This is a genomic window from Mesorhizobium prunaredense, from assembly GCF_900156895.1.
In the GTDB taxonomy this organism is placed as follows: domain Bacteria; phylum Pseudomonadota; class Alphaproteobacteria; order Rhizobiales; family Rhizobiaceae; genus Mesorhizobium; species Mesorhizobium prunaredense.
In genome coordinates this window covers 519,516-542,209 of sequence record NZ_FTPD01000067.1, presented here as the reverse complement: position 1 = coordinate 542,209, position 22,694 = coordinate 519,516, and the positions used below count along the sequence as shown (strand labels likewise).

Annotated in this window: 22 protein-coding genes and 1 riboswitch; of the genes, 8 read left to right on the top strand and 14 right to left on the bottom strand. The window is 64.6% G+C overall.

From position 1 onward, the window contains the following. Position 1 precedes the first annotated feature (1 nt). From nuoK to BQ8794_RS31850, 13 genes are all read right to left on the bottom strand, one after another. Positions 2-310: an NADH-quinone oxidoreductase subunit NuoK gene (gene nuoK, locus BQ8794_RS31910; protein ID WP_077383429.1), complete on the bottom strand. Its 309-nt coding sequence runs from the start codon at positions 308-310 to the stop codon at positions 2-4. Position 311: 1 nt separating this feature from the next. Next, positions 312-932, bottom strand: coding sequence for an NADH-quinone oxidoreductase subunit J (locus BQ8794_RS31905; RefSeq protein ID WP_077383427.1), 621 nt, complete (start codon positions 930-932; stop codon positions 312-314). 264 nt (positions 933-1,196) lie between these two features. Continuing rightward, entirely contained in the window at positions 1,197-1,688 is a 492-nt protein-coding gene (gene nuoI, locus BQ8794_RS31900; protein ID WP_077383425.1) for an NADH-quinone oxidoreductase subunit NuoI, read from the bottom strand. Beyond that, a complete protein-coding gene (locus BQ8794_RS31895; protein ID WP_077383424.1) occupies positions 1,676-1,936 on the bottom strand; it encodes a hypothetical protein in 261 nt (86 codons plus the stop codon). The genes nuoI and BQ8794_RS31895 overlap by 13 nt, the downstream gene beginning before the upstream one ends. Beyond that, positions 1,936-2,979, bottom strand: coding sequence for an NADH-quinone oxidoreductase subunit NuoH (gene nuoH / locus BQ8794_RS31890; RefSeq protein ID WP_023798860.1), 1,044 nt, complete (start codon positions 2,977-2,979; stop codon positions 1,936-1,938). Before nuoH ends, BQ8794_RS31895 begins: the two co-directional genes overlap by 1 nt. A 1-nt stretch (position 2,980) precedes the next feature. After that, positions 2,981-5,062, bottom strand: a complete 2,082-nt coding sequence (gene nuoG, locus BQ8794_RS31885; RefSeq protein WP_077383422.1) for an NADH-quinone oxidoreductase subunit NuoG — start codon at positions 5,060-5,062, stop codon at positions 2,981-2,983. Between the two features lie 74 nt (positions 5,063-5,136). Beyond that, a complete protein-coding gene (locus tag BQ8794_RS31880) occupies positions 5,137-5,826 on the bottom strand; it encodes an NADH-quinone oxidoreductase subunit E (protein WP_077383421.1) in 690 nt (229 codons plus the stop codon). A gap of 149 nt (positions 5,827-5,975) precedes the next feature. After that, a complete protein-coding gene (gene nuoF, locus BQ8794_RS31875) occupies positions 5,976-7,280 on the bottom strand; it encodes an NADH-quinone oxidoreductase subunit NuoF (protein WP_077383420.1) in 1,305 nt (434 codons plus the stop codon). Between the two features lie 10 nt (positions 7,281-7,290). Further along, complete coding sequence (locus tag BQ8794_RS31870; protein ID WP_077383419.1) at positions 7,291-8,607, bottom strand: NADH-quinone oxidoreductase subunit E; 1,317 nt, start codon at positions 8,605-8,607, stop codon at positions 7,291-7,293. Further along, positions 8,608-9,798, bottom strand: a complete 1,191-nt coding sequence (locus BQ8794_RS31865; RefSeq protein WP_077383418.1) for an NADH-quinone oxidoreductase subunit D — start codon at positions 9,796-9,798, stop codon at positions 8,608-8,610. A gap of 9 nt (positions 9,799-9,807) precedes the next feature. Further along, positions 9,808-10,410 carry an NADH-quinone oxidoreductase subunit C gene (locus BQ8794_RS31860; protein WP_077383417.1) on the bottom strand — a complete coding sequence of 201 codons (603 nt, stop codon included), beginning with the start codon at positions 10,408-10,410 and terminating at the stop codon, positions 9,808-9,810. A 5-nt stretch (positions 10,411-10,415) separates the two neighbouring features. Next, complete coding sequence (locus BQ8794_RS31855; RefSeq protein ID WP_027156092.1) at positions 10,416-10,997, bottom strand: NuoB/complex I 20 kDa subunit family protein; 582 nt, start codon at positions 10,995-10,997, stop codon at positions 10,416-10,418. Beyond that, positions 10,988-11,353: an NADH-quinone oxidoreductase subunit A gene (locus tag BQ8794_RS31850; protein WP_077383416.1), complete on the bottom strand. Its 366-nt coding sequence runs from the start codon at positions 11,351-11,353 to the stop codon at positions 10,988-10,990. The genes BQ8794_RS31855 and BQ8794_RS31850 overlap by 10 nt, the downstream gene beginning before the upstream one ends. Positions 11,354-11,688: 335 nt before the next feature. On the opposite strand from BQ8794_RS31850, the gene BQ8794_RS31845 reads away from it, so the two are divergent. From BQ8794_RS31845 to BQ8794_RS31810, 8 genes are all read left to right on the top strand, one after another. Further along, entirely contained in the window at positions 11,689-12,888 is a 1,200-nt protein-coding gene (locus BQ8794_RS31845; protein ID WP_077383415.1) for a winged helix-turn-helix domain-containing protein, read from the top strand. 29 nt (positions 12,889-12,917) lie between these two features. Next, positions 12,918-13,120, top strand: a riboswitch (cobalamin riboswitch). A gap of 38 nt (positions 13,121-13,158) precedes the next feature. Continuing rightward, entirely contained in the window at positions 13,159-13,593 is a 435-nt protein-coding gene (locus BQ8794_RS31840; protein ID WP_077383414.1) for a DUF1636 family protein, read from the top strand. After that, on the top strand, positions 13,590-14,627 hold the full coding sequence (gene cobW, locus BQ8794_RS31835; protein ID WP_077383413.1) for a cobalamin biosynthesis protein CobW: 1,038 nt from the start codon (positions 13,590-13,592) through the stop codon (positions 14,625-14,627). The genes BQ8794_RS31840 and cobW overlap by 4 nt, the downstream gene beginning before the upstream one ends. 19 nt (positions 14,628-14,646) lie before the next feature. Then, positions 14,647-18,315 carry a cobaltochelatase subunit CobN gene (locus BQ8794_RS31830; protein WP_077383412.1) on the top strand — a complete coding sequence of 1,223 codons (3,669 nt, stop codon included), beginning with the start codon at positions 14,647-14,649 and terminating at the stop codon, positions 18,313-18,315. Further along, positions 18,312-19,808 (top strand): precorrin-3B synthase, encoded by a 1,497-nt coding sequence (cobG, locus tag BQ8794_RS31825; protein ID WP_077383411.1) that lies wholly within the window; start codon positions 18,312-18,314, stop codon positions 19,806-19,808. The genes BQ8794_RS31830 and cobG overlap by 4 nt, the downstream gene beginning before the upstream one ends. Then, entirely contained in the window at positions 19,805-20,446 is a 642-nt protein-coding gene (locus BQ8794_RS31820) for a precorrin-8X methylmutase (RefSeq protein WP_425293600.1), read from the top strand. Before cobG ends, BQ8794_RS31820 begins: the two co-directional genes overlap by 4 nt. After that, on the top strand, positions 20,443-21,201 hold the full coding sequence (locus BQ8794_RS31815; protein WP_077383410.1) for a precorrin-2 C(20)-methyltransferase: 759 nt from the start codon (positions 20,443-20,445) through the stop codon (positions 21,199-21,201). Before BQ8794_RS31820 ends, BQ8794_RS31815 begins: the two co-directional genes overlap by 4 nt. Then, positions 21,198-21,962 (top strand): precorrin-3B C(17)-methyltransferase, encoded by a 765-nt coding sequence (locus BQ8794_RS31810; protein ID WP_077383409.1) that lies wholly within the window; start codon positions 21,198-21,200, stop codon positions 21,960-21,962. Before BQ8794_RS31815 ends, BQ8794_RS31810 begins: the two co-directional genes overlap by 4 nt. On the opposite strand, the gene BQ8794_RS31805 is transcribed toward BQ8794_RS31810, so the two are convergent. Continuing rightward, the gene (locus BQ8794_RS31805) at positions 21,926-22,693 is read right to left on the bottom strand and encodes a cobalt-precorrin-6A reductase (RefSeq protein ID WP_077383567.1); all 768 of its coding nucleotides are present in this window, start codon (positions 22,691-22,693) and stop codon (positions 21,926-21,928) included. The two genes, BQ8794_RS31810 and BQ8794_RS31805, sit on opposite strands and share 37 nt — an antisense overlap. Position 22,694 lies beyond the last annotated feature (1 nt).

The following is a 22,694-nucleotide window of genomic DNA, read 5'->3' as shown; positions in this document are numbered from 1 at the left end:
GTCAACCCTTCATCATGTTCACGTCTTCGACCGCGATCGAACCGCGGTTGCGGAAGAAGACGACGAGAATGGCGAGGCCGATCGCCGCTTCAGCCGCTGCGACCGTCAGCACGAACATCGCGAACACCTGTCCGACGAGATCGCCGAGTGCTGCCGAGAAGGCGACGAAATTGATGTTGACCGCGAGCAGGATCAGCTCGATCGACATCAGGATGACGATGATGTTCCTGCGGTTCAGGAAAATGCCGAACACGCCGAGCGTGAACAGGATCGCCGATACGGTCAGATAGTGTGCGATGCCGACAACCATCTCAGATTCCTTCGCCCGTCTTGACCTTGCGGATTTCCATTCCCGTTGCCGGCGTGCGGCCGACCTGGGCGGCGATTGACTGCCGCTTAATGCCCGGCTTGTGGCGCAGCGTCAGCACGATGGCGCCGATCATGGCGACCAGCAGCACAAGGCCCGCAATCTGGAAATAGTAGAGGTAGTCGGTATAGAGGATGTCGCCGAGTGCTGCGGTGTTCGAGCGCGCGGCAAGGTCCGGAATGGGCTTCGAAACCGTCGCCGCCAGTTGCGGCGCGAACGTATAGCCGCCGAGCACGATGATCAGCTCAGCCGCCAGGATCAGCCCGACCAGCGCGCCGATCGGCGCATATTGCAGGGCGCCTTCCTTCATTTCGGCGAAATCGACGTCGAGCATCATGACGACGAACAGGAACAGCACCATGACCGCGCCGACATAGACGACGAGCAGGATCATCGCCAGGAACTCGGCGCCGGTCAGCATGAACAGGCCGGCGGCATTGAAGAAGGTCAGGATCAGGAACAGCACCGAATGCACGGGATTGCGCGCCGAAATGACCATGAACGCCGACGCCACCGCGAAAAAGGCGAAGAGGTAGAAAAAGGCCGCCTCTAGTCCATTCAGCATGGGTTCCCCCGGGTTCCTGTCCGAACAGGACGTTCGTCCTGTTCGATGTGTGGCTTGGTTCCGCCTCCGGTGCCGAAGCCGCGTGTTCCTTAAACGAGGCCCTTCGCCTCGTCCATGCGTCATTCCATTTCCTTCTCCCCGTTTACGGGGAGAAGGTGGCCCGAAGGGCCGGATGAGGGGCAGGGCTGAATTTCGAGGCGTTGGCGCCGCCCCTCATCTGCCTGCCGGCATCTTCTCCCCGTGAACGGGGAGAAGAGAGCAGCCCTATCGGTACGGCGCGTCCAGCGAGATATTGCGCGCCAGTTCGCGCTCCCAGCGGTCGCCATTGGCCAAGAGCTTGTCCTTGTCGTAATAAAGTTCCTCGCGCGTCTCGGTCGCGAACTCGAAATTCGGCCCCTCGACGATGGCGTCGACCGGACAGGCTTCCTGGCAGAAGCCGCAATAGATGCACTTCACCATGTCGATGTCGTAGCGCACCGTGCGGCGGGTGCCGTCATTACGGCGCGGGCCGGCCTCGATGGTGATCGCCTGCGCCGGGCAGATCGCCTCGCACAATTTGCAGGCGATGCAACGTTCCTCGCCGTTCGGATAGCGGCGCAGCGCATGCTCGCCGCGGAAGCGCGGGCTCACCGGCCCCTTCTCATGCGGATAGTTGATCGTCTCCTTCGGCGCGAAGAACTGGCGCATCGACAGGAAGAAGGCGCTGACGAAATCCTGCAGCAGCAGCGATTTTGCGGCTTGAGTTAACGCACCCATTCGCCACTCCCGAACATTTGCAACGCGAATACGGCGCCGCCGACGCCACATACGAGCGGAGCCACCACAGTGTAGAGCCTACGGACCAAATGCTCGCGCATTTGCTTTTCCTCGATGGAAAGGGGCAGGCCGAGCCCTTTTGAACGCCCAAACATGTGCAGCGCAGTCGGCAACGCGGAAATAGACGTCAGCCATGCCACCAAGGCGCCGGCAGCGGCGCCAAGCACCAGGATTGCCGGATCGCCCATCACGCAAACCCCGTGATCTTGAGGAACGCGGCGACAATCACCACCATCGCCAGCGAGATCGGCAGGAAGACCTTCCAGCCGAGCCGCATCAGCTGGTCGTAGCGGTAGCGCGGCACGAAGGCCTTCACCATCGAGATCATGAAGAACACCAGGCAGACCTTGAGGACGAACCAGATCAGACCCGGCACCCAGGTGAAGGGAGCGAAATCGAAGGGCGGCAGCCAGCCGCCGAGGAACAGGATGGTGGCCAGCGCGCACATCAGCACGATGGCGACATACTCGCCGAGGAAGAACAGCAGGAACGGCGTCGATGAATATTCGACCATATGGCCGGCGACGAGTTCCGATTCGGCTTCCACCAGGTCGAAGGGAGGGCGGTTCGTTTCGGCCAGCGCCGAGATGAAGAAGATGACGAACATCGGGAACAGCGACAGCCAATGCCAGTCGAGGAAGGTGTTGGGCAGGCCGACCCGCGTGCCCAGCCCGTCCTGCTGCGACAGCACGATGTCGGACAGGTTGAGCGAGCCGACGCAAAGCAGCACTGTGACGATGACGAAGCCGATCGAGACCTCGTAGGACACCATCTGCGCGGCCGAGCGCAGCGCGCCGAGGAACGGATATTTCGAGTTGGACGCCCAGCCGCCCATGATCACGCCATAGACCTCGAGCGAGGAGATGGCGAAGACGTAGAGGATGCCGACATTGACGTTGGCGATCGCCCAGCCCTCATTGACCGGTATCACCGCCCAGGCCGAGATCGCCAAAACCGCCGAAACCAAGGGCGCCAGCAGAAAAACGCCCTTGTTGGCGCCGGACGGAATCACCGGCTCCTTGAACACGAACTTCAGAAGGTCGGCGAAAGCCTGCAGCGTGCCCCATGGGCCGACGACGTTCGGGCCGCGGCGCAACTGCACCGCCGCCCAGATCTTGCGGTCCGCGTACAGGATGTAGGCGACGAAGATCAACAGCACGACGATCAGCACGACTGACTTCAGCAGGATGAGCAGCGCCGGCAGCACGTAGAAGGAGAAGAAGGTGTCCATGCTATTCCGCCGCCTGCCTGAAGCCGTTTTTCGCCAGCGCCGAGCACTCCGCCATCACTGCGGAAGCCCGCGCGATCGGATTGGTCAGGTAGAAATCCTTGACCGGCGAGGTGAAGGCGCCCTTGCCCAGCCGCCCGCCGAGCTTTGCCACCTTGGCGACATCGTCAGCATTGCCGGCCGCGACCTGGTCGATGCGGGCAAGATGCGGGTATTCGCCATAGAGTTTTGCGCGCAGCTGCGGCAGCGAATCGAACGACAATCTCTTGCCCAACACATCCGACAGCGCCCGCAGGATCGCCCAGTCCTCGCGCGCATCGCCCGGCGCGAAGCCGGCACGGTTGGTCTGCTGCACGCGGCCCTCGGTGTTGACGTACGTGCCCGATTTTTCGGTATAGGCGGCGCCCGGCAGGATGACGTCGGCGCGGTGCGCGCCGTGGTCGCCATGCGTGCCGATATAGACGACGAAGGCGCCGCCGGTCTTGGCCATGTCGATCTCGTCGGCGCCGAGCAGGAACAGCACCTCCATGTCGCCCAGCATGCCGGCGACGTTCTTGCCGCCCTCGCCCGGCACGAAGCCGACATCGAGACCGCCGACACGCGCCGCCGCAGTGTGCAGCACGGCAAACCCGTTCCAGTCGGCTCTCGCAGCATTGACGGCCAGGCTGAGCTTCGCCGCCTGGCCGAGCACGGCCGCGCCGTCCGAGCGCGACAGCGCGCCCTGACCGACGATAACAAGCGGATGCGTCGCCTGCTTCAGCACCTGGAAGAATTTGCCGTTGCCGTCGGTCAAATCCTTCAGCGATTCCGGTCCGGCGCCGAGCTGCTCATAGTCGTAGCGCGTATCGCCGATATCGCCGATGACGCCGACCGGCAGGTTGCCGACCCGCCAGCGCTTGCGGATGCGGGCGTTGAGCAAGGACGCCTCGAAGCGCGGATTGGCGCCGATGATCAGCACCGCGTCGGCCTGCTCGATGCCCTCGATGGTCGGATTGAAGAGATAGCTTGCCCGGCCGAGCGACGGATCGAGCGCAGCGCCATCCTGGCGGCAGTCGGTGCTTTTCGAGCCGAGCGAGGCCATCAGCAGCTTCAGCGCATAGATCTCCTCGACGGCGGCGAGATCGCCTGATATGGCGCCGATCTTGTCGGGCGCGGTGCTCGACACCGCTTCCTTGATCGCGGAAAAAGCCTCGGCCCAGCTTGCCGGGGCCAGCTTGCCGTTCTTGCGGACATATGGGCGGTCGAGGCGCTGGGTGCGCAAGCCGTCCCAGATGAAGCGGGTCTTGTCGGAAATCCACTCCTCGTTCACCGCCTCGTTGGTGCGCGGCAGGATGCGCATCACCTCGCGGCCTCGGCTGTCGACGCGGATCGCCGAGCCGACGGCATCCATGACGTCGATGGATTCGGTCTTGGTCAGTTCCCACGGCCGCGCCTGGAAGGCGTAGGGCTTGGAGGTCAGCGCACCGACCGGGCAAAGATCGATGACGTTGCCCTGCAGTTCCGATGTCATCGCGCTTTCGAGATAAGTGGTGATTTCGGCGTCCTCACCGCGGCCGATCAGGCCGAGCTCGGAAATGCCGGCAATTTCGGTGGTGAAGCGGACGCAGCGCGTGCAATGGATGCAGCGGTTCATGATCGTCTTGACCAGCGGCCCGATATACTTGTCTTCGACCGCCCGCTTGTTCTCGTGATAGCGCGAGGAATCGACGCCGAACGCCATCGCCTGGTCCTGCAGGTCGCACTCGCCGCCCTGGTCGCAGATCGGGCAATCGAGCGGATGGTTGATCAGCAGGAATTCCATCACGCCTTCCCGGGCCTTCTTGACCATCGGCGTGTTGGTGAAGATTTCCGGCGTTTCGCCATTTGGTCCCGGACGCAGATCGCGCACGCCCATGGCGCAGGACGCCTGCGGCTTGGGCGGCCCGCCCTTCACCTCGATCAGGCACATGCGGCAATTGCCGGCGATCGACAGCCGCTCATGGAAGCAGAAGCGCGGCACTTCCGCGCCGGCGTCCTCGGCTGCCTGCAGCAGCGTGTAGTGGTCGGGTACAGTAATCTCTTTCCCGTCGACCTTGAGCTTTGCCATTTCGTCTCAAACCCCTGCGGACATTCCGCAATCTTTCTTTCCGGGCGCAGCCGAAACCGCGCCCGGCATTGAATTCAACGTTTGGCCGCGGCCAGCGCCGCCGCCTGGCCAAGCCAGTTGTCGCGACCGATGCGGCCCTTGAACGACAGATAATCGTCGACCCAGGCGATCTCTTCCGGCGTCCATGCCGCGATCTGGCCATACGTCCAGACGCCCAGGCCGTTCAGCACCTGTTCCAGTTTCGGCCCGATGCCCGATATCGCCTTGAGGTCGGCCGGATTTTCCGGGCGATCCATGGCCTTGGGCTGCTTGAAATCCTCGGGCATCAACCCGGCCGGGGCGGCAGCCGCATCCACGACGCTGCGTGCATCATCCCTACTGTTCGCGGCTATGTCGTTCACGTCCCTGGCGAAGGACTGCGCCTCGGCGATCAAGGTTTTCGTCGTCGCGCGCGCCTTGGTCGAGGAGCTTGTCCCTGTCTGCGAAAAGCCTTCGACCCTGGCATCGAAATCGTCGACGATCGGCTGGAAGAGCCGCTGCGAGGCCTCGGCGGCGCCCGAGAGCACGCCCATCCACACCCCAAAGGCATGATTGGCAAGCCCGATGCCAAGCGCCGACATCGCTGCCGCACCCGCGACAGGATGCGCCAGGAGATTGACGGCGCTGGCCATCTCCTTCGGCATCATCCTGGTCAGGTCCTGGTTCATCTTCTCGAACGGGTCCAAATCTGGCATCAAATAATCGGGTCTCGAATGCAGCGACATAGGTGGTCTCCTGGTCGTTTCTTCCGTATGCCCCGGCCTGTTTCCTCAAATCGGGCACTTGCCCGTATTTCAGATCGGGCTCTTGCCCGTATCTCAGATCGGGCATTCGCCCGTATCTCAAATCGGGCACTCGCCCGCTTCAAATTCGTCTATTCCGCCGCCACCATCACCGGCTCTGCCCGGTGCGCATTGCGCGAAAACTCGTCGATACGCCGCTCCACCTCGCCGCGGAAATGCCGCATCAGGCCCTGGATCGGCCACGCCGCCGCATCGCCCAGCGCGCAGATCGTGTGGCCTTCGACCTGTTTGGTCACGTCGAGCAGCATGTCGATCTCACGCTTCTGCGCCTCGCCGCGCACCAGCCGCTCCATCACCCGCCACATCCAGCCGGTGCCTTCGCGGCACGGCGTGCACTGGCCGCAGCTCTCGTGCTTGTAGAAGTAGGAAAGCCGGGCAATCGCCTTCACGATATCGGTCGATTTGTCCATGACGATGACAGCCGCCGTGCCGAGACCCGATTTCAGGTCACGCAGCGCATCGAAATCCATCGGCGCGTCGATGATCTGCTCCGCCGGCACCAGCGGCACCGAAGCGCCGCCCGGAATGACCGCCAGCAGATTGTCCCAGCCGCCGCGAATGCCGCCGCAATGCGTCTCGATCAGCTCGCGGAACGGGATCGACATCGCTTCTTCGACGGTGCACGGAGTGTTGACGTGGCCCGAAACGCAGAACAGCTTGGTGCCGACATTGTTGGGCCGGCCGATGGACGAGAACCAGGCAGCGCCGCGGCGCAAAATGGTCGGCGCCACCGCGATCGACTCGACATTGTTGACCGTCGTCGGGCAGCCATAGAGGCCGACATTGGCCGGAAACGGCGGTTTCAGCCGCGGCTGGCCCTTCTTGCCTTCGAGGCTTTCGAGCAGCGCCGTTTCCTCGCCGCAGATATAGGCGCCGGCGCCATGGTGCATGTAGATGTCGAAATCGTAGCCGGAAATGTTGTTCTTGCCGATCAGCTTGGCCGCATAGGCCTCGTCGATGGCGCGCTGCAGCGCCTCGCGCTCGCGGATGAACTCGCCGCGCACATAGATGTAGGCGGCGATCGCGCCCATGGCGAAGCCGGCGATCAGGCAGCCTTCGACCAGCGTATGCGGGTCATGGCGCAATATGTCGCGGTCCTTGCAGGTGCCGGGTTCGGATTCGTCGGCATTGACGACGAGATAGCTCGGCCGGCCGTCACTCTGCTTGGGCATGAACGACCACTTCAGCCCGGTCGGGAAGCCGGCGCCGCCGCGGCCGCGCAGGCCTGATGCCTTCATCTCGTTGACGATCCAGTCGCGCCCCTTGGCGATGATGCCGGGCGTGTTGTCCCAGGCGCCGCGCGCCATCGCACCGGCCAGCGACTTGTCGAAGCGGCCGTAGATGTTGTTGAAGATGCGGTCTTTGTCCTGAAGCATTGTTCGTCCCTCAGACCGGCTTCTTGCCGAAGACGCGGATATATTCGGCGACCCCGCCCTTGGCCAGCGCCTTGGCCTGCTTGACCCAGTCTTCGCGCTCGATGCGGCCGTGGAAACTGAGATAGCCATCGACCCACTCGCGCTCGGCCTTCTTCCATGACGCGACTTGCGCGTAGGTGAAGATACCAAGTGAATGCAGGATGCCTTCGATCTTAGGGCCGACGCCCGAGATCAGCTTGAGATCGTCGACCAGTGCCGGCTTTGCGATGCCGGCCGGACGGTTCTTGTCCTCGAGCGAAGGCTTGGCTGGCTTGATGGCCTTTTTGCCGGCAGCGCCGATCGGCGCTTCCTTCAACTCCGGCGCCTTGAAAGCAGCCGCTGGCTCAGCCTTGACTATCGGACCGCTGCGCTGTTTCAAAACCTTTTCGACTTCCGGCGCGGCCTTGTTGGCATTGGCGGCCGAATGCCGCGGTGCTCTGACGCTCGCCGCCTTTTCCGTCTCTGGTGCGACCTTTGCCGGAGAAGGCGTCTCCAGCGCCGGGCTGGTTTCGGGCGCATCGGTCTTCGGCTTGCTGGCTTTCGACGGCGCGACCGGGGCCGCCGGTGCCTGTGCGGCCGGAGCCGCCGGCGTCGCGACAATTGCCGCTGGTGCAGCCGCCCTGGCGGCCTTGGCAGCCGCCTTGGCTTCCCTGTCGCGGGTCGTCTTCAGGATTGCCTTTTCGCTCTTCAGCGTCGTCAGACCGGTGATCGGCTCGGAGGTGATGCGGCCGTTCTGCGGCCCCGGCGTCACCGAGGCGCCCTTGCCGGCATCATAGAGGTCGATGATCTCGGCAAGCACCTCCGGCGTCAGATCCTCGAACGTGTCCTTGAAAATCATCACCATCGGCGCGTTGACGCAGGCGCCAAGGCATTCGACCTCTTCCCACGACAGCGTGCCCTTGTCGTTGGTGTGGAACTGGTCGTGATGGATTTTTGAGCGGCACACGTCCATCAGAGCTTCCGAGCCGCGCAGCATGCAGGGCGTGGTGCCGCAGACCTGGATATGCGCGCGGGTGCCGACCGGATTGAGCTGGTACTGCGTATAGAAGGTCGCGACTTCGAGCCCTCTGATGTAGGGCATGCCGAGCATGTCGGAGATCGTCTCGATCGCCGCCTTGGTTACCCAGCCTTCCTGCTCCTGCGCCAGCATCAGCAACGGGATGATCGCCGACTGCTCGCGGCCCTTCGGATATTTCTTGATCCATTGCTTCGCCGCTGCTGCATTCGCCCGATTGAAGGCGAAGGAGGCTGGCTGGAGGCTGGCTTCTGCGAGACGGCGGACTGACATTTATCGATCGACCTCACCAAACACGATGTCGAGAGAGCCGAGAACGGCGGTGACGTCGGCCAGCATGTGGCCGCGGCACAAAAAATCCATGGCCTGCAGATGCGCGAAGCCGGGCGCGCGCAGCTTGCAGCGATAGGGCTTGTTGGTGCCGTCCGAGACCAGATAGACGCCGAACTCGCCTTTCGGCGCTTCGACCGCCGCATAGACCTCGCCGGCCGGCACGCGGTAGCCCTCGGTGTAGAGCTTGAAGTGATGGATCAGCGCTTCCATCGAACGCTTCATCGCCGCGCGCTTCGGCGGCACCACCTTGCCGTCTAGGTTCGACACCGGCCCGCTGCCTTCCTTGCCGAGCAGCAGGTCGACGCACTGGCGCATGATTTTCGCCGACTGGCGCATCTCTTCCATGCGCACGAGATAACGGTCGTAGCAGTCGCCGTTCTTGCCGATCGGAATGTCGAAATCCATCTCGGCATAGCATTCATAGGGCTGCGACTTGCGCAGATCCCAGGCGACGCCGGATCCACGCACCATGACGCCCGAAAAGCCCCAGGCCCAGGCATCGGCCAGCGAGACGGTGCCGATGTCGACATTGCGCTGTTTGAAGATGCGGTTGCCGGTGAGCAGTGCGTCGAGGTCGTCGAGCGATTTCAGGAACGGATCGATCCAGTTGCCGATATCCTCGACCAGCTGCTGCGGCAGGTCCTGGTGGACGCCGCCGGGCCGGAAATAGGCCGCATGCATGCGCGAACCGCTGGCCCGCTCATAGAACACCATCAGCTTTTCGCGCTCGACAAAACCCCACAGCGGCGGCGTCAGCGCGCCGACATCCATTGCCTGCGTCGTCACATTGAGGATGTGCGACATGATGCGGCCGATCTCGCAATAAAGCACGCGGATCAGCTGGCCGCGCTTCGGCACCTCGATGCCGAGCAGCCGCTCGGCGGCCAGCGCGAAGGCATGCTCCTGGTTCATCGGCGCGCAATAGTCGAGCCGGTCGAGATAGGGCACGGCCTGCAGATAGGTCTTGGCTTCGATCAGCTTTTCAGTGCCGCGATGCAACAGCCCGATATGCGGATCGACGCGATCGACGACTTCGCCGTCGAGTTCTAGCACAAGACGCAAAACACCATGCGCTGCAGGGTGTTGCGGGCCGAAATTGATGTTGAAGTTGCGGACGGAAGTTTCAGCCATTCTGGCGTCTCAATTCGTCTTGGCTTTTTCGTCGCCTGGAAGGACGTAATCCGTCCCCTCCCAAGGGCTGAGAAAATCGAAATTGCGGAATTCCTGCTTGAGCTCGACCGGCTCGTAGATGACCCGCTTGGCCTCGTCGTCGTAACGCACCTCGACGAAACCGGTCAGCGGGAAATCCTTGCGCAGCGGATGACCTTCGAAGCCGTAGTCCGTCAGGATCCTGCGCAAATCGGGATGGCCGGAAAACAGCACGCCATAGAGATCGTAGGCCTCGCGTTCAAACCAGTCGGCGCCCGGAAACACACCGGTGATCGACGGCACCACCGTCTCCTCGTCCGCCTGGAGCTTGATGCGGATGCGAACATTCTGCTTCGGCGACAGCAGGTGATAGACGACGTCGAAGCGCTTGGCCCGCGATGGATAATCGGCGCCGCAGACGTCGATGATCGAGATGAACTGGCATTTTGGATCGTCGCGCAGGAAGCTCACCACCTCGATCAGATCGTGCGGCTCGACCGAGATGGTGAGTTCGCCATAGGCAAACACCGCATCGCCGATCCGGCCGCTCAGCTTCTCGCCGAGATAGGTCGAGAGTTCATTCAGGCTCATCATCCCGCTCACCGCTCGATCGTGCCGGTGCGGCGGATCTTCTTTTGCAACAGAAGGATGCCGTAGAGCAGCGCTTCCGCGCTCGGCGGACAGCCGGGCACATAGATGTCGACAGGCACGACGCGATCGCAGCCGCGCACCACCGAATAGGAATAGTGATAATAGCCGCCGCCATTGGCGCAGGAGCCCATCGAGATGACGTAGCGCGGCTCCGGCATCTGGTCGTAGACCTTGCGCAGCGCCGGCGCCATCTTGTTGGTCAGCGTGCCGGCGACGATCATGATGTCGGACTGGCGCGGCGAGGCGCGCGGCGCAACGCCGAACCTCTCCGAGTCATAGCGCGGCATCGAGGTGTGGATCATCTCGACCGCGCAGCAGGCAAGACCGAAAGTCATGAACATCAGCGAGCCGCTGCGCGCCCAGGTGATCAGCGCCTCGGTCGAGGTGACGAGAAAGCCCTTGTCGGCAAGCTCGTTGTTGATCTCGAGGAAGAAGGGATCATTCGCCCCCACCGGCTTTCCGGTGCTGGGGTCGAGAATGCCTTTTGGCTTCGGCGCGACGAGCGTGCCGGAATTGTCGCTCAATCCCATTCCAGCGCTCCTTTCTTCCATTCATAGGCAAAGCCGATGGTCAGCACCGCCAGAAACACCATCATCGACCAGAAGCCGAGCATGCCGATCTGGCTGAAAGACACTGCCCACGGAAACAGGAAGGCCACTTCCAGATCGAAGATGATGAACAGGATCGACACCAGGTAGAAGCGGATGTCGAACTTCATGCGGGCATCGTCAAAGGAGTTGAAGCCGCATTCATAGGCGGAGAGCTTTTCCGGATCGGGATTGCGGTAGGCCACCAGGAAGGGTGCGGCAAGCAGCGCCAGGCCGACGACCAGCGCCACGCCGATAAACAGGACGATGGGCAGGTACGAACTCAACAATACGTTCATGCTGCAGCTTTCCGTTGGCGGCCAATCCACTCTGATTACAGCACCGGACCCACTTGCGGAAGCGTGACAGTTTAACCACTGAACCGTTTTAGGGGGCTCTATGCTGCAACGCGGCGAGGGTTAGCGCAGGGCTTTCGGCGAAGCAAGTCAAACCTTGTTCAAAACACGGTGCTCGACGGCATATCCGGATAAACTGGTCCGATCCGCTCCTGTTTGATTTCCTTCACGTTTTACTCCACTTTTCTCTCCTGACATAGATGCCGCCAAAACCCTGCTAGCATGGTGCGGAATCATCTCTCCCACCTTTGGTCGAACGCCAACAGAATGCCGTCTGCATGAAGGAAAAAATCTCGCTCGCCATGGCCAGACGCATCGCGCTTGCCGCACAGGGGTTTGCCGATCCTCGCCCCGGCAGCACGCCTGATCGCCGCCATCTGGCCCGCGTTCTTGCCCGGACCGGTCTGCTGCAGATCGATTCCGTCAGCGCGGTGGTGCGTGCCCATTATATGCCGCTCTATTCGCGGCTTGGCCCCTACCCGCTCGCCCTGCTCGACAACGCCGCCGTGACGCGTCAGCGCAAGGTCTTCGAATATTGGGCGCACGAAGCCTCCTTTCTGCCGGTCGAAACCTATCCACTGATGCGCTGGCGCATGGAGCGGGCCGAGCGCGGCGAGGAAATGTATAACGGGCTGGCCAAGTGGGGCCGCGAACGCGCCGCCTACATTGAAGACATCTATCGCGAGGTCGTCGAACGCGGTCCGATCGCCGCTTCCGCCCTCGAAGGCCAGAAAGGCTCCGGCGGCTGGTGGGGCTGGAGCGACGCCAAGCATGCTTTCGAATGGCTGTTCTGGGCCGGCCGCATCACCACGGCGTCGCGTCGTGGCTTCGAGCGGCTTTATGATCTGCCGCAGCGCGTGCTGCCGCCGGCGATACTTGCCCTGCCGGTGCCCGCGCCTGAGGATGCGCACCGCGAATTGCTGCGCATCTCAGCCCGCGCCCACGGCGTCGCGACAGCAGGCGACCTGCGCGACTATTTCCGCCTCTCTCCCGCTGATATCAAGGGCCGCATCGAGGAACTGGTCGACGCCGGTGATCTTTTGCCGGTCCGCGTCGAAGGCTGGGACAAAACAGCCTATCTTCACAAGGACGCCCGTTTTCCTCGCAAGATCAAGGCGCGTGCGCTGCTCGCTCCGTTCGATCCGGTTGTCTTCGAGCGCGCGCGCACGGAAAGACTGTTCGACTTCCGCTATCGCATCGAGATCTACACCCCTGCCGAAAAGCGCCAATACGGCTATTATGTGCTGCCGTTCCTGCTCGGCGACAGAATCGTGGCGCGCATCGACCTCAAGGCCGACCGACCGGCCGGCGTGCTGCGCGTCCATGCCGCCTATGCCGAGCCCAGCGCCCCGCCGCAAACCGCCGCCGAACTTTTTGAGGAATTGCAGCTGATGCAGGGCTGGCTCGGCTTGGAACGCATCGAGGTGACGCCGGCCGGGGATTTGGGTTCGGCTCTCGCCGACTTTGCCGCGTCGTAGACGTGCGTTGACACGACTGCCTCCACAAGCCTAAATCCGGTTCAGACGGTCTCCTCTCGGCAAAGGGAGGAGCCAAGAGGGAATGCGGTGCGAAATCCGATTTCAAATCCGCGGCTGTCCCCGCAACTGTAAGCGACGAGCCAAGGCCGATAACCACTGGGAAAATCCCGGGAAGGCGGCACCAAGGCGATGACCCGCGAGCCAGGAGACCTGCCGTCTAGGACATAAGAATCCGATCGCCCGGCGGGTTTTCCGGGCAAGGAGCCTGATTTGGAACGCGACAGCAGTTTTCCGGCTGAGACAGCGGGCGTATTGTCCGGCGGTGATGATGCTCTGGCCGACGTCACCGTGATCGTCTGCGCCTCCTGCCGTGACGAGACCGGCTCCGACGGCCATCCTCGCGCCGGCGAATTGTTGGCCGAAGACACGCGCCGCGCCGCCTCTGGCGAAAACATCCGTATCCGCAGCGTCGAATGCCTCGGCAACTGCAAGCGCCGCCTCAGCGCCGCGATTTTGCGCGACGGCTGCTGGAGCTATGTCTTCGGCGACCTGACCGCGACCAGCGGCGCCGATCTGGTCGCCGGTGCAAAGCTCTCCGCCACCTCGACCGACGGCCTCATTCCATGGCGCGGCCGCCCCGATTGCCTGAAGCGCGGCCTCGTTGCCCGCATCCCTCCCCTCGACCTTTTGAAGGACCAGATATGACCACTTCCGTCTCCCGCGTGCCCTGCACCGTCGTCACCGGCTTCCTCGGCGCCGGCAAGACGACGCTGATCCGCCATCTGCTCGAAAATGCCGGCGGCAAGCGGCTGGCCATCATCGTCAACGAGTTCGGCGACATCGGCATCGACGGCGAGATTCTCAGGGGATGCGGCATCGACACCTGCCCTGAGGAAAACATTGTCGAACTGGCCAATGGCTGCATCTGCTGCACCGTCGCCGACGATTTCGTCCCGGCGCTCGACCAGATCCTGTCGCTGACGCCCAGGGTCGACCATATCCTGATCGAAACCTCCGGGCTGGCCCTGCCCAAGCCGCTGGTCCAGGCCTTCCAGTGGCCGACGGTGAAGAGCCGGGTGACGGTCGACGGCGTCATTGCCGTGGTCGACGGACCGGCGCTGGCCGAAGGCCGCGTCGCCAACGACATGGACGCCCTGCAGGCGCAGCGCGCGCAGGACGAGACGCTCGACCACGACGATCCGGTCGAGGAGGTGTTCGAGGACCAGCTCGCCTGCGCCGACCTGATCATATTGTCGAAGAGCGACCTGATGGACGCCGCCGGCTCGGCCCGCGCCAATGCCGTCATCGGCAACCATGCCGCCCGCGCGGTGAAGATCGTGCCGGCCTCGCAGGGTAAGGTCGATCCCTCCGTGCTGCTCGGCCTCGGCCTTGCCGTCGAGGACGACATCGAGAACCGCAAGACCCATCACGACGACGAGCTCGATCACGAGCATGACGATTTCGACTCGTTCGTCATCGATATTCCCTCGATCGCCAATCCCGATGAACTGGCGTTGCGTGTCGCCACGGCGGCGGAGGAAGAGAACGTGCTGCGCGTAAAAGGCTTCGTCGAGGTCGGCGGCAAGCCGATGCGGCTGTTGCTGCAGGCTGTCGGCCCGCGCGTCAACCATTATTACGACCGCGCCTGGACCGCCGACGACGACCGCCGCTCGCGGCTCGTCGTCATCGGCCTGAAAGGGCTGAACCGCCCGGCCATCGAGCGTATCCTCGCCGGCTGACCTCAGGCACCGAGCCGCGATGCACATCCTCACCACCACATCCGCCTCGCTCGACGATCTCGCCGAGCCTGTCGATCTCAGGCAGATGCCTGCGGATGTCGTGGCGCTGTCCTTCACCGACAGCGATCTGGCCGGGCTGGCGGCGGCGTGGCAGGCAGATGCGGATCGCCTGCCGTCGATGCGGCTGGCGGCTTTGCGCGACCTGCGCCATCCGATGTCCGTCGATCTCTGGATCGACAGCGTCGCCCGGCACGCCAGGGTTATTCTGGTTCGCATCCTCGGCGGCTACGACTGGTGGCGCTACGGCTGCGACCAACTCGCCTCGACCGCCCGCGCACACGGCATAAAACTGGCGCTGCTGCCCGGCGAATGCCGCGACGAGGATTTGCGGCTGATCGAAGGCTCGACGCTGCCGCGCCAAGAGCTCGACGGCTTGCTGGGATATTTTCGCGAAGGCGGCCCGGAGAATATGACGGCGCTGGTGCGGAGGTTGGCGCGGCTGGCGGGCCGGGATGTGGCGGACATTGAGCCGGTTGTCGTGCCGAAGGCGGGATTTTATGAGCCGGGGCGCGGTGTCGTCCCCCTCCCCCTTGAGGGGAGGGTCCGGCCGCAGGCCGGGGGTGGGGTCGCCTGTGAAGTGCGCCAACGCTTTGAAGTGCGCCAACAGCAAAAAACGTCGAGCACTGCCGCAACGACCCCACCCGGCCCTGCAGGCCACCCTCCCCTCGAGGGGGAGGGGGACGTCGTGCCCATTCTCTTCTACCGTTCGATGCTGCTCGCCGCCGATGTCGCGCCCATCGATGCATTGTTCGAAGCGCTGCGGCAGCGCGGCATGGCCCCCGTGCCGATCTTCGTCTCAAGCCTCAAGGACCCGGCCTCGCTCGCCTTTGTCGAAACCGCGCTTGCCACGCTGAAGCCGGCCGCCATCATCACAGCGACCGCCTTCGCCTCGGGCGCTGAGCCCGGCGTCGAAACCCTGTTCGACCGCGCCGGCGTTCCTGTCTTCCAGGTCATCGTCGCGACGACACGCCGCGACATCTGGCAAGACAATCAGCGCGGCCTGGCGCCCGCCGATCTTGCCATGCATGTCGTCCTGCCTGAACTCGACGGCCGCATCCTTGCCGGCGCCGTTTCCTTCAAGGGCGAAAGCGAGGTCGATCCGGCATTGGCTTTCCGCGCCTTCGCCAACCGGCCGGAGCCGGACCGCGTGGCGCAGGTGGCGAACCGTGTCGAGGCGTTCGTGCGCCTGAAGCGCACGCCGCGCGAAAAACGCAAGCTCGCCATCCTGATCCCCGACTATCCGAGCGCCCCCGGCCGCACCGGCTACGCCGTCGGCCTCGACGTGCCGTCCAGCGTGCTGGCGATGCTGCATGACCTGAGCGAACAGGGCTACACCGTTGAAGGGATTCCGCAAACGCCGCGTGCGTTGCTGGATGAGTTGGAGCGTGGTGACGAAGGATTGGGGCTAGAGGACTATCTCGACCTTTCGATGGTATTGCCTGCCGAAGCAATGGCTGCCGTGACGGCCGCATGGGGGAATGCGGCAGATGAGACAGGTTCGCGCGAGGCGCCCCCCTCTGTCCTGCCGGACATCTCCCCCACAAGGGGGGAGATTGCGCCCTCATCTCTGCTTTCGCCAATTTCCAACGCTGCAGGAGGAGAGCCGGCAATGGAGCCGCCAATCTCCCCCCAAGTGGGGGAGATGTCCGGCAGGACAGAGGGGGGCGCCGTAGAGCGCCAATCTTTGAGTTTGGCGAACAACAGGCATTTCCCCTTCCGCGCCGCCACCTTCGGCAACATCACCGTGGCGCTCGCCCCCGACCGCGGGCGTTCCACGAACCGTCGCGCCGACTATCACGACCCGACCTTGCCGCCGCGCCATGCGCTGATCGCCTTTGGCCTGTGGCTGCGCAAGGCGCTCGATGTCCATGCCCTCGTCCATGTCGGCGCCCATGGCACGCTGGAATGGCTGCCCGGCAAGACCGTGGCGCTGAGCGAAAACTGTTTTCCCGAGATCGTCACCGGGCCCCTGCCCGTCGTCTATCCATTCATCGTCTCCAACCCGGGAGAGGCGGCGCAGGCCAAGCGGCGCATTGCCGCCGTCACCCTCGGCCATTTGCCGCCGCCGCTGACCGGCGCCGGGCTGGACGAGAACCAGCAGCAGCTTGAGCGGCTGGTCGACGAATATGCCCAGGCTGACGGGCTCGACCGCCGCCGCCGCGATCGCCTGGCGAGGCTGATCGTCGAAACCGCTGAAAAGACCGGTCTCGCCTCCGAGGCCGGCGTCGCCGGAACCGACGCGCCCGACGAAGCGCTGCGCCGCATCGACGCCTGGCTCTGCGACCTGAAGGATTTCGCCATCAAGGACGGGCTGCACATCTTTGGCCGCTCGCCCGAGGGCGAGACCGATCCGCTGCGCCAGCAAAGCGCGGGCGCCGAGAAGTCAGCATTCATCACGGCCCTCGACGGCCGCCATGTCGCTGCCGGTCCGGCCGGCGCACCGGCGCGTGGCCGGCGCGATGTGCTGCCGACCGGCCGCAACCTGTTCACATCAGATCCACGCACCATGCCGACGCCGACATCGTTCGAGCTCGGCAGGGCGGCCGCCGACGAGGTCTTGCGCAGCTACACGCAATCGCATGGCGACTGGCCGCGCTCGCTGGTCATCGACCTCTGGGGCTCGGCCTCGCTGCGCACCGGCGGCGAAGAGATCGCGCAAGGCCTGGCGCTGATGGGCTGCCGGCCGCAATGGGATGGCGCCACCGGCCGCGTCACCGGCATCGAGGTGCTGCCGCCGGCCACCCTTGGCCGGCCGCGCGTCGATGTCACTTGGCGCATTTCAGGCCTGTTCCGCGACATGTTCCCGACCCAGATCGCCCTGATCGATGCGGCCGCCAACGCCGTCGCCGCCCGGGACGAGGATGCATCGGAAAACCCGCTCGCTGCAAAAACCCGCGCGGATGGCACGGTCAGCCCGCGCATTTTCGGCACCTCGCCCGGCACTTACGGCGCCGGCGTCGAAGAGTTGCTGTCGAGCGGCGACTGGGCCGCGCGCGAAGAAATCGGTCAAGCCTATCTCGACGCCACCTCGCATGCCTATGGCGGCGCCGAGGGCGAAGCGATTTCAGCGCCCGGCGCGTTCGAGGATCGTGTCGCCGAGGCCGACCTTCTCGTCCATACCGGAGACGACCCCGGCCGCGACATTTTGGAAGGCTCCGCCGATGTCGCCTTCATCGGTGGTTTTTCGGCGGCGCTTGCTGCCCTCGGCAAGAACGCCGACGTCATCGTCCTCGACACCACGGATCCGCAAAAGCCGAAGCCGCGCTCGGTTGGAGAAGCCGTATCTCGGGTCGTTCGCGCCCGCGCGGTCAACCCGCAGTTCATTGCCGGCCAGATGCGGCACGGGCCGCGCGGCGCCTCGGAATTTGCCGAGACCGTCGATCGTCTCGTCGGTTTCGCCGAGACCACCCATGCCATACCGGGCACGCTGATCGAGGCCGTGCACGACGCCTATCTCGGCGATCCCGAGGTGCGCGCCTTCATCCTGCGCGAAAATCCGGTGGCCGCGAAAATCATCGCCGAGCGTTTTTTGTCGGCGCGGCGGCGCGGTCTTTGGCACCCGCTGCGCAACTCCGTCGACGACGACCTCGCCGCACTGATCGCCGAAGCCCAGGGGGTGGCGGCATGAACGCCTTCTCCCGACGCGGCGCCTGCCCCGCTTTGTCCGCGCCGATGCAGACCGGCGACGGGCTTCTGGTGCGGCTCAACCCGGTCGCTGGAGGACTCTCGCCGAAGTCCTTGATCGGACTCGGTGAATCCGCGTCGCAGCACGGCAACGGCATCATGGAAGTGACCGCGCGTGGCAGCCTGCAGATACGCGGCCTGACGCCGGCTAGCGCCCGGCTGCTGGCAATGGAGGTCGACGCGCTCGGCATCGCCGTGCGCACCGGCGTGCCGGTGGAGACCGGCCCGCTGGCCGGGCTGGATCCGCAGGAGATCGCAGATCCGCGCCCGCTGGCCGAGCGGATTCGGGCGGCGATTGCTGAAGCTGGGCTGGCACAGCGCCTTGGCCCGAAGGTTTCGGTGATCGTCGATGGCGGCGGACGGCTTGGCATGGATGTCGTTACGGCCGATGTGCGGCTGGCTGCGGTGCGGGTGGACGCGACAATTCAGTGGAAGATGTCCGTTGCCGGAGACGGACAGGGTGCGAAATCCCTCGTCATGGTCGAGGAAGAAGCGGCGCGTGATATCGCCATCGCAATTCTAAGGATGGTTGCCGAAAAAGGGCGCGAAGCCCATGCACGGGATTTGACGGAGAGGCAGTTAACATCCCTCGCAAGTTGGCATTCCTTCGCGCCCCCCTCTGTCCTGCCGGACATCTCCCCCACGAGGGGGGAGATTGCGCCCTGGTCTCCGCTTTCGCCAATTGCCAAAGGTGCCGAGGGGGAGCCGCCGGCGAAGCTGATCTCCCCCCAAGTGGGGGAGATGCCAAGTGGTGGCAAAGAGGGCAGGACAGAGGGGGGCGCCGTGGAGCGCTTTCCTGTGCCGGCTCGCCTCCCCATTGGCGTTTTCGATCTGACAGATGGCATCGCCCTCGGCATCGGCCTGCCCTTCGGCAGCATGCCGGCGCAAAAATTCATCGGCCTCACGCAACACGCCCTCACCCTTGGTGCGACCGAAATTCGCCTCGCGCCACACCGCGCGCTGCTTTTCATCGGCCTCTCCCCGGCCGCCTGCCACTCGCTTCAGCAGACCGCCGCCAGCCTCGGCTTCGTCACCGACGCTGCCGACCCGCGCACGAAAATCGCCGCTTGCCCCGGTGCGCCGGCCTGCGCCTCCGGCCGGATCGCGACGCGCGACATCGCCGAAACCATCGCCACAGAAAACCGCGACCTCCTCGATGCCTCCGTCACCCTCCATATCTCCGGCTGTGCCAAGGGCTGCGCCCATCCCGGCCCGGCGGCGCTGACACTGGTCGGCGGCGATAGCGGAGCCGGACTTGTCGTGGACGGGACGGCAAAGGCCCTTCCTGCCGGATACAGGCCAGGCTATGACGCCGCGCGCGGCGTTGGCCGCATTGCCGCAGCGATCCGCGAAGCACGATTTCGAGGCGAGACCACCGCCGCCTGCCTGACAAGGCTTGGCGCGGCCGGTGTCACCGAACCCTACCGACAGGAATGAACATGCCCGCCCCCTACGACTACATCCATGACGGCACGGCGATCTATGAGCGCTCCTTTGCCATCATTCGCGCCGAGGCCGATCTGTCGCGCTTTTCCAATGCCGAAGCCGATGTCGCCATCCGCATGATTCATGCCTGCGGCCAGGTCGAGGCCGCGCAGAACTTTGTTTTTTCGCAAGCTTTTGTTGCCGCCGCCCGCGCGGCACTGGCGGCCGGCGCGCCGATCTTCTGCGACGCCGAGATGGTCTCGCACGGCATCACGCGCGCCCGGTTGCCGGCCGGTAACGAGGTGATCTGCACGCTGCGCGACCCGCAAACCTCCGACATAGCGAAAAAGATCGGCAACACCCGTTCGGCCGCCGCCATTGATTTGTGGGGCGAGCGCATGGCCGGTTCGGTCGTCGCCATCGGCAATGCGCCGACCGCACTTTTCTACCTGCTGGAAAGGCTGCGCGACGGTGCGCCGAAACCGGCTGTTATCATCGGCATGCCGGTCGGTTTCGTCGGTGCTGCCGAATCGAAGGACGCGCTGGCCGAGAATTCCTACGGCGTGCCCTACGCGATCGTGCGCGGCAGGCTGGGCGGCAGCGCCATGACCGCCGCCGCCCTCAACGCATTGGCGAGGCCGGGCCTGTGAACGCGATTGTAAAAGGCAGGCTTGTTGGCGTCGGCACCGGTCCCGGCGATCCCGAGCTGCTGACGCTCAAGGCCGTGCGCGCGCTGGCCGAGGCCGACGTGGTTGCGCATTTCGCCAAGCGCGGCAACAACAGCAATGCGCGCGCCATCGTCGGCGCGCATTTTCGTCCTGATTTGATCGAGTTGCCGCTGCTCTATCCCGTGACCACCGAAGTCGACAAGGATCACAGCGATTATCGGTCGCAGATAGCGGATTTCTACGAAGAGTCGGCCGAAAAGGTCGCCAAGCATCTCAGCGCCGGCAGGATGGTAGCGGTGCTTTCGGAAGGCGACCCGCTGTTCTACGGCTCCTACATGCACCTGCATGTCAGGCTGGCGCACCGCTTTCCAACAGAGGTCATTCCCGGCGTCACCGCGATGTCCGGCTGCTGGTCGGCGACCGGAACGCCGATCGTCCAGGGCGACGATGTATTGACCGTGCTGCCGGGCACGATGAGCGAATTCGAGCTGACCCGCCGCCTCGCCGACACCGATGCCGCCGTCATCATGAAGGTTGGCCGCAACCTGCCCAAGATCAGGCGCGCGCTGGAGGCGACCGACAAGCTGGCGCGTGCCGTCTATGTCGAGCGCGGCACCATGCCGGGCGGCGTTTCGATGCGGCTGGCCGACAAGCAGGACGACAAGGCGCCCTACTTCGCCATCGTGCTGGTCGCCGGCTGGTCCGGCCGGCCCGCCGCATGGGGAGCCGAAGCATGAGCGGCCGCCTGACCGTTATCGGCCTCGGGCCCGGCAATGCCGACCAGGTGACGCCGGAAGCGAGCCGCGCCGTCGCCGAGGCAAGATTCTTCTACGGCTACAAGCCGTATCTCGACCGGCTCGACCTGCGCCCCGACCAGACCCGCGTCGCCTCCGACAATCGCGAGGAGTTGTCCCGTGCCAAGGACGCGCTGACAATGGCTGCGCAGGGCCACGATGTCGCCGTCGTCTCGGGCGGCGACCCCGGCGTCTTTGCCATGGCGGCAGCCGTCTGCGAGGCGATCGAGGCCGGTCCGGCCGAATGGCGTGCCGTTGACGTGGCGATGCTGCCCGGCATCACCGCCATGCTCGCCGTCGCTGCCCGGATCGGCGCACCGCTCGGCCATGATTTCTGCGCCATCTCGTTGTCCGACAATCTAAAACCATGGGACCTCATCGAATTGCGGCTGCTGGCGGCGGCCGGCGCCGGCTTCGTCATCGCGCTCTACAATCCGATCAGCAAGGCGCGCCCCTGGCAGCTTGGCCGCGCCTTCGAATGCCTCACGGCGATCCTGCCCGGCACCACGCCGGTCGTCTTCGGCCGCGCCGCCGGCCGTCCCGACGAGCGCATCGAGGTTTTTCTGCTGGCGGACGCCGATGCGGAAAAGGCCGACATGGCGACCTGCATCATCATCGGCTCGCCAGAAACCAGGATCATCAAGCGCGGTGAAAAACCGGCGCTGGTCTATACGCCGCGCTCGGCGGCGGGCCTAAGAAAATGACCGACCATCGCGGCAAGGGCTTCGACGGTTTCAGCCGACGCAACGTCCGGCAGCGTCGGCCTGCGGATCATCACCACCTCGACGCCGAGCGACCGCGCTGCGGCGATCTTGCCGTAGGTCGCCTCGCCGCCGCTGTTCTTGGAAACGACGACGTCGATGCGGTGTTCCAGAAGCAGTGCACGTTCGTCGGCTTCCCGGAACGGCCCGCGCGCCAAGAGATAGCTCGCATCGGGCACGGCAAGCCTTGGCTCGACCGGATCGACGCTGCGGACAAGATAGTGATGTTGGGGTGCGGCCTCGAAGGCGGCGACCTCCTGCCGTCCGAGCGCCAGGAAGACGCGGCGCGGCGCAGCGGCCAGCGCCGTCACCGCGCCGGCAACGCTGTCGACCAGCGTCCAGCGGTCGCCTTCGGCCGGCTCCCAGCCTGGGCGCCTGAGCGCGATGATCGGCACACCGGCCCCATGCGCCGCTGCCGCGGCATTGGCCGAGATTTGCGCCGCATAGGGATGCGTGGCGTCGACCAGCAGCTCGATACGGGTGTCGCGAAGAAACGCCGCCAACCCGTCGGCGCCGCCGAAACCGCCTACCCTCGTCGGCACACCTTGCGCGACAGGATTTTCGGTGCGCCCGGCCAGCGACAGCGTGAGCGCGACATCGGCGCGCGCGGCCAGCTTTCCCGCCAGTTGCCGGGCTTCGGTGGTTCCGCCGAGGATCAGAATGCGGTGGGTCATC

Coding starts and splice junctions, on each gene's coding strand:
- nuoK (WP_077383429.1), bottom strand. CDS start 310: ATGGTTGTCGGCATCGCACACTATCTGACCGTATCGGCGATCCTGTTC.
- BQ8794_RS31905 (WP_077383427.1), bottom strand. CDS start 932: ATGCTGAATGGACTAGAGGCGGCCTTTTTCTACCTCTTCGCCTTTTTC.
- nuoI (WP_077383425.1), bottom strand. CDS start 1,688: ATGGGTGCGTTAACTCAAGCCGCAAAATCGCTGCTGCTGCAGGATTTC.
- BQ8794_RS31895 (WP_077383424.1), bottom strand. CDS start 1,936: ATGGGCGATCCGGCAATCCTGGTGCTTGGCGCCGCTGCCGGCGCCTTG.
- nuoH (WP_023798860.1), bottom strand. CDS start 2,979: ATGGACACCTTCTTCTCCTTCTACGTGCTGCCGGCGCTGCTCATCCTG.
- nuoG (WP_077383422.1), bottom strand. CDS start 5,062: ATGGCAAAGCTCAAGGTCGACGGGAAAGAGATTACTGTACCCGACCAC.
- BQ8794_RS31880 (WP_077383421.1), bottom strand. CDS start 5,826: ATGTCGCTGCATTCGAGACCCGATTATTTGATGCCAGATTTGGACCCG.
- nuoF (WP_077383420.1), bottom strand. CDS start 7,280: ATGCTTCAGGACAAAGACCGCATCTTCAACAACATCTACGGCCGCTTC.
- BQ8794_RS31870 (WP_077383419.1), bottom strand. CDS start 8,607: ATGTCAGTCCGCCGTCTCGCAGAAGCCAGCCTCCAGCCAGCCTCCTTC.
- BQ8794_RS31865 (WP_077383418.1), bottom strand. CDS start 9,798: ATGGCTGAAACTTCCGTCCGCAACTTCAACATCAATTTCGGCCCGCAA.
- BQ8794_RS31860 (WP_077383417.1), bottom strand. CDS start 10,410: ATGATGAGCCTGAATGAACTCTCGACCTATCTCGGCGAGAAGCTGAGC.
- BQ8794_RS31855 (WP_027156092.1), bottom strand. CDS start 10,997: ATGGGATTGAGCGACAATTCCGGCACGCTCGTCGCGCCGAAGCCAAAA.
- BQ8794_RS31850 (WP_077383416.1), bottom strand. CDS start 11,353: ATGAACGTATTGTTGAGTTCGTACCTGCCCATCGTCCTGTTTATCGGC.
- BQ8794_RS31845 (WP_077383415.1), top strand. CDS start 11,689: ATGAAGGAAAAAATCTCGCTCGCCATGGCCAGACGCATCGCGCTTGCC.
- cobW (WP_077383413.1), top strand. CDS start 13,590: ATGACCACTTCCGTCTCCCGCGTGCCCTGCACCGTCGTCACCGGCTTC.
- BQ8794_RS31830 (WP_077383412.1), top strand. CDS start 14,647: ATGCACATCCTCACCACCACATCCGCCTCGCTCGACGATCTCGCCGAG.
- cobG (WP_077383411.1), top strand. CDS start 18,312: ATGAACGCCTTCTCCCGACGCGGCGCCTGCCCCGCTTTGTCCGCGCCG.
- BQ8794_RS31820 (WP_425293600.1), top strand. CDS start 19,805: ATGAACATGCCCGCCCCCTACGACTACATCCATGACGGCACGGCGATC.
- BQ8794_RS31810 (WP_077383409.1), top strand. CDS start 21,198: ATGAGCGGCCGCCTGACCGTTATCGGCCTCGGGCCCGGCAATGCCGAC.
- BQ8794_RS31805 (WP_077383567.1), bottom strand. CDS start 22,693: ATGACCCACCGCATTCTGATCCTCGGCGGAACCACCGAAGCCCGGCAA.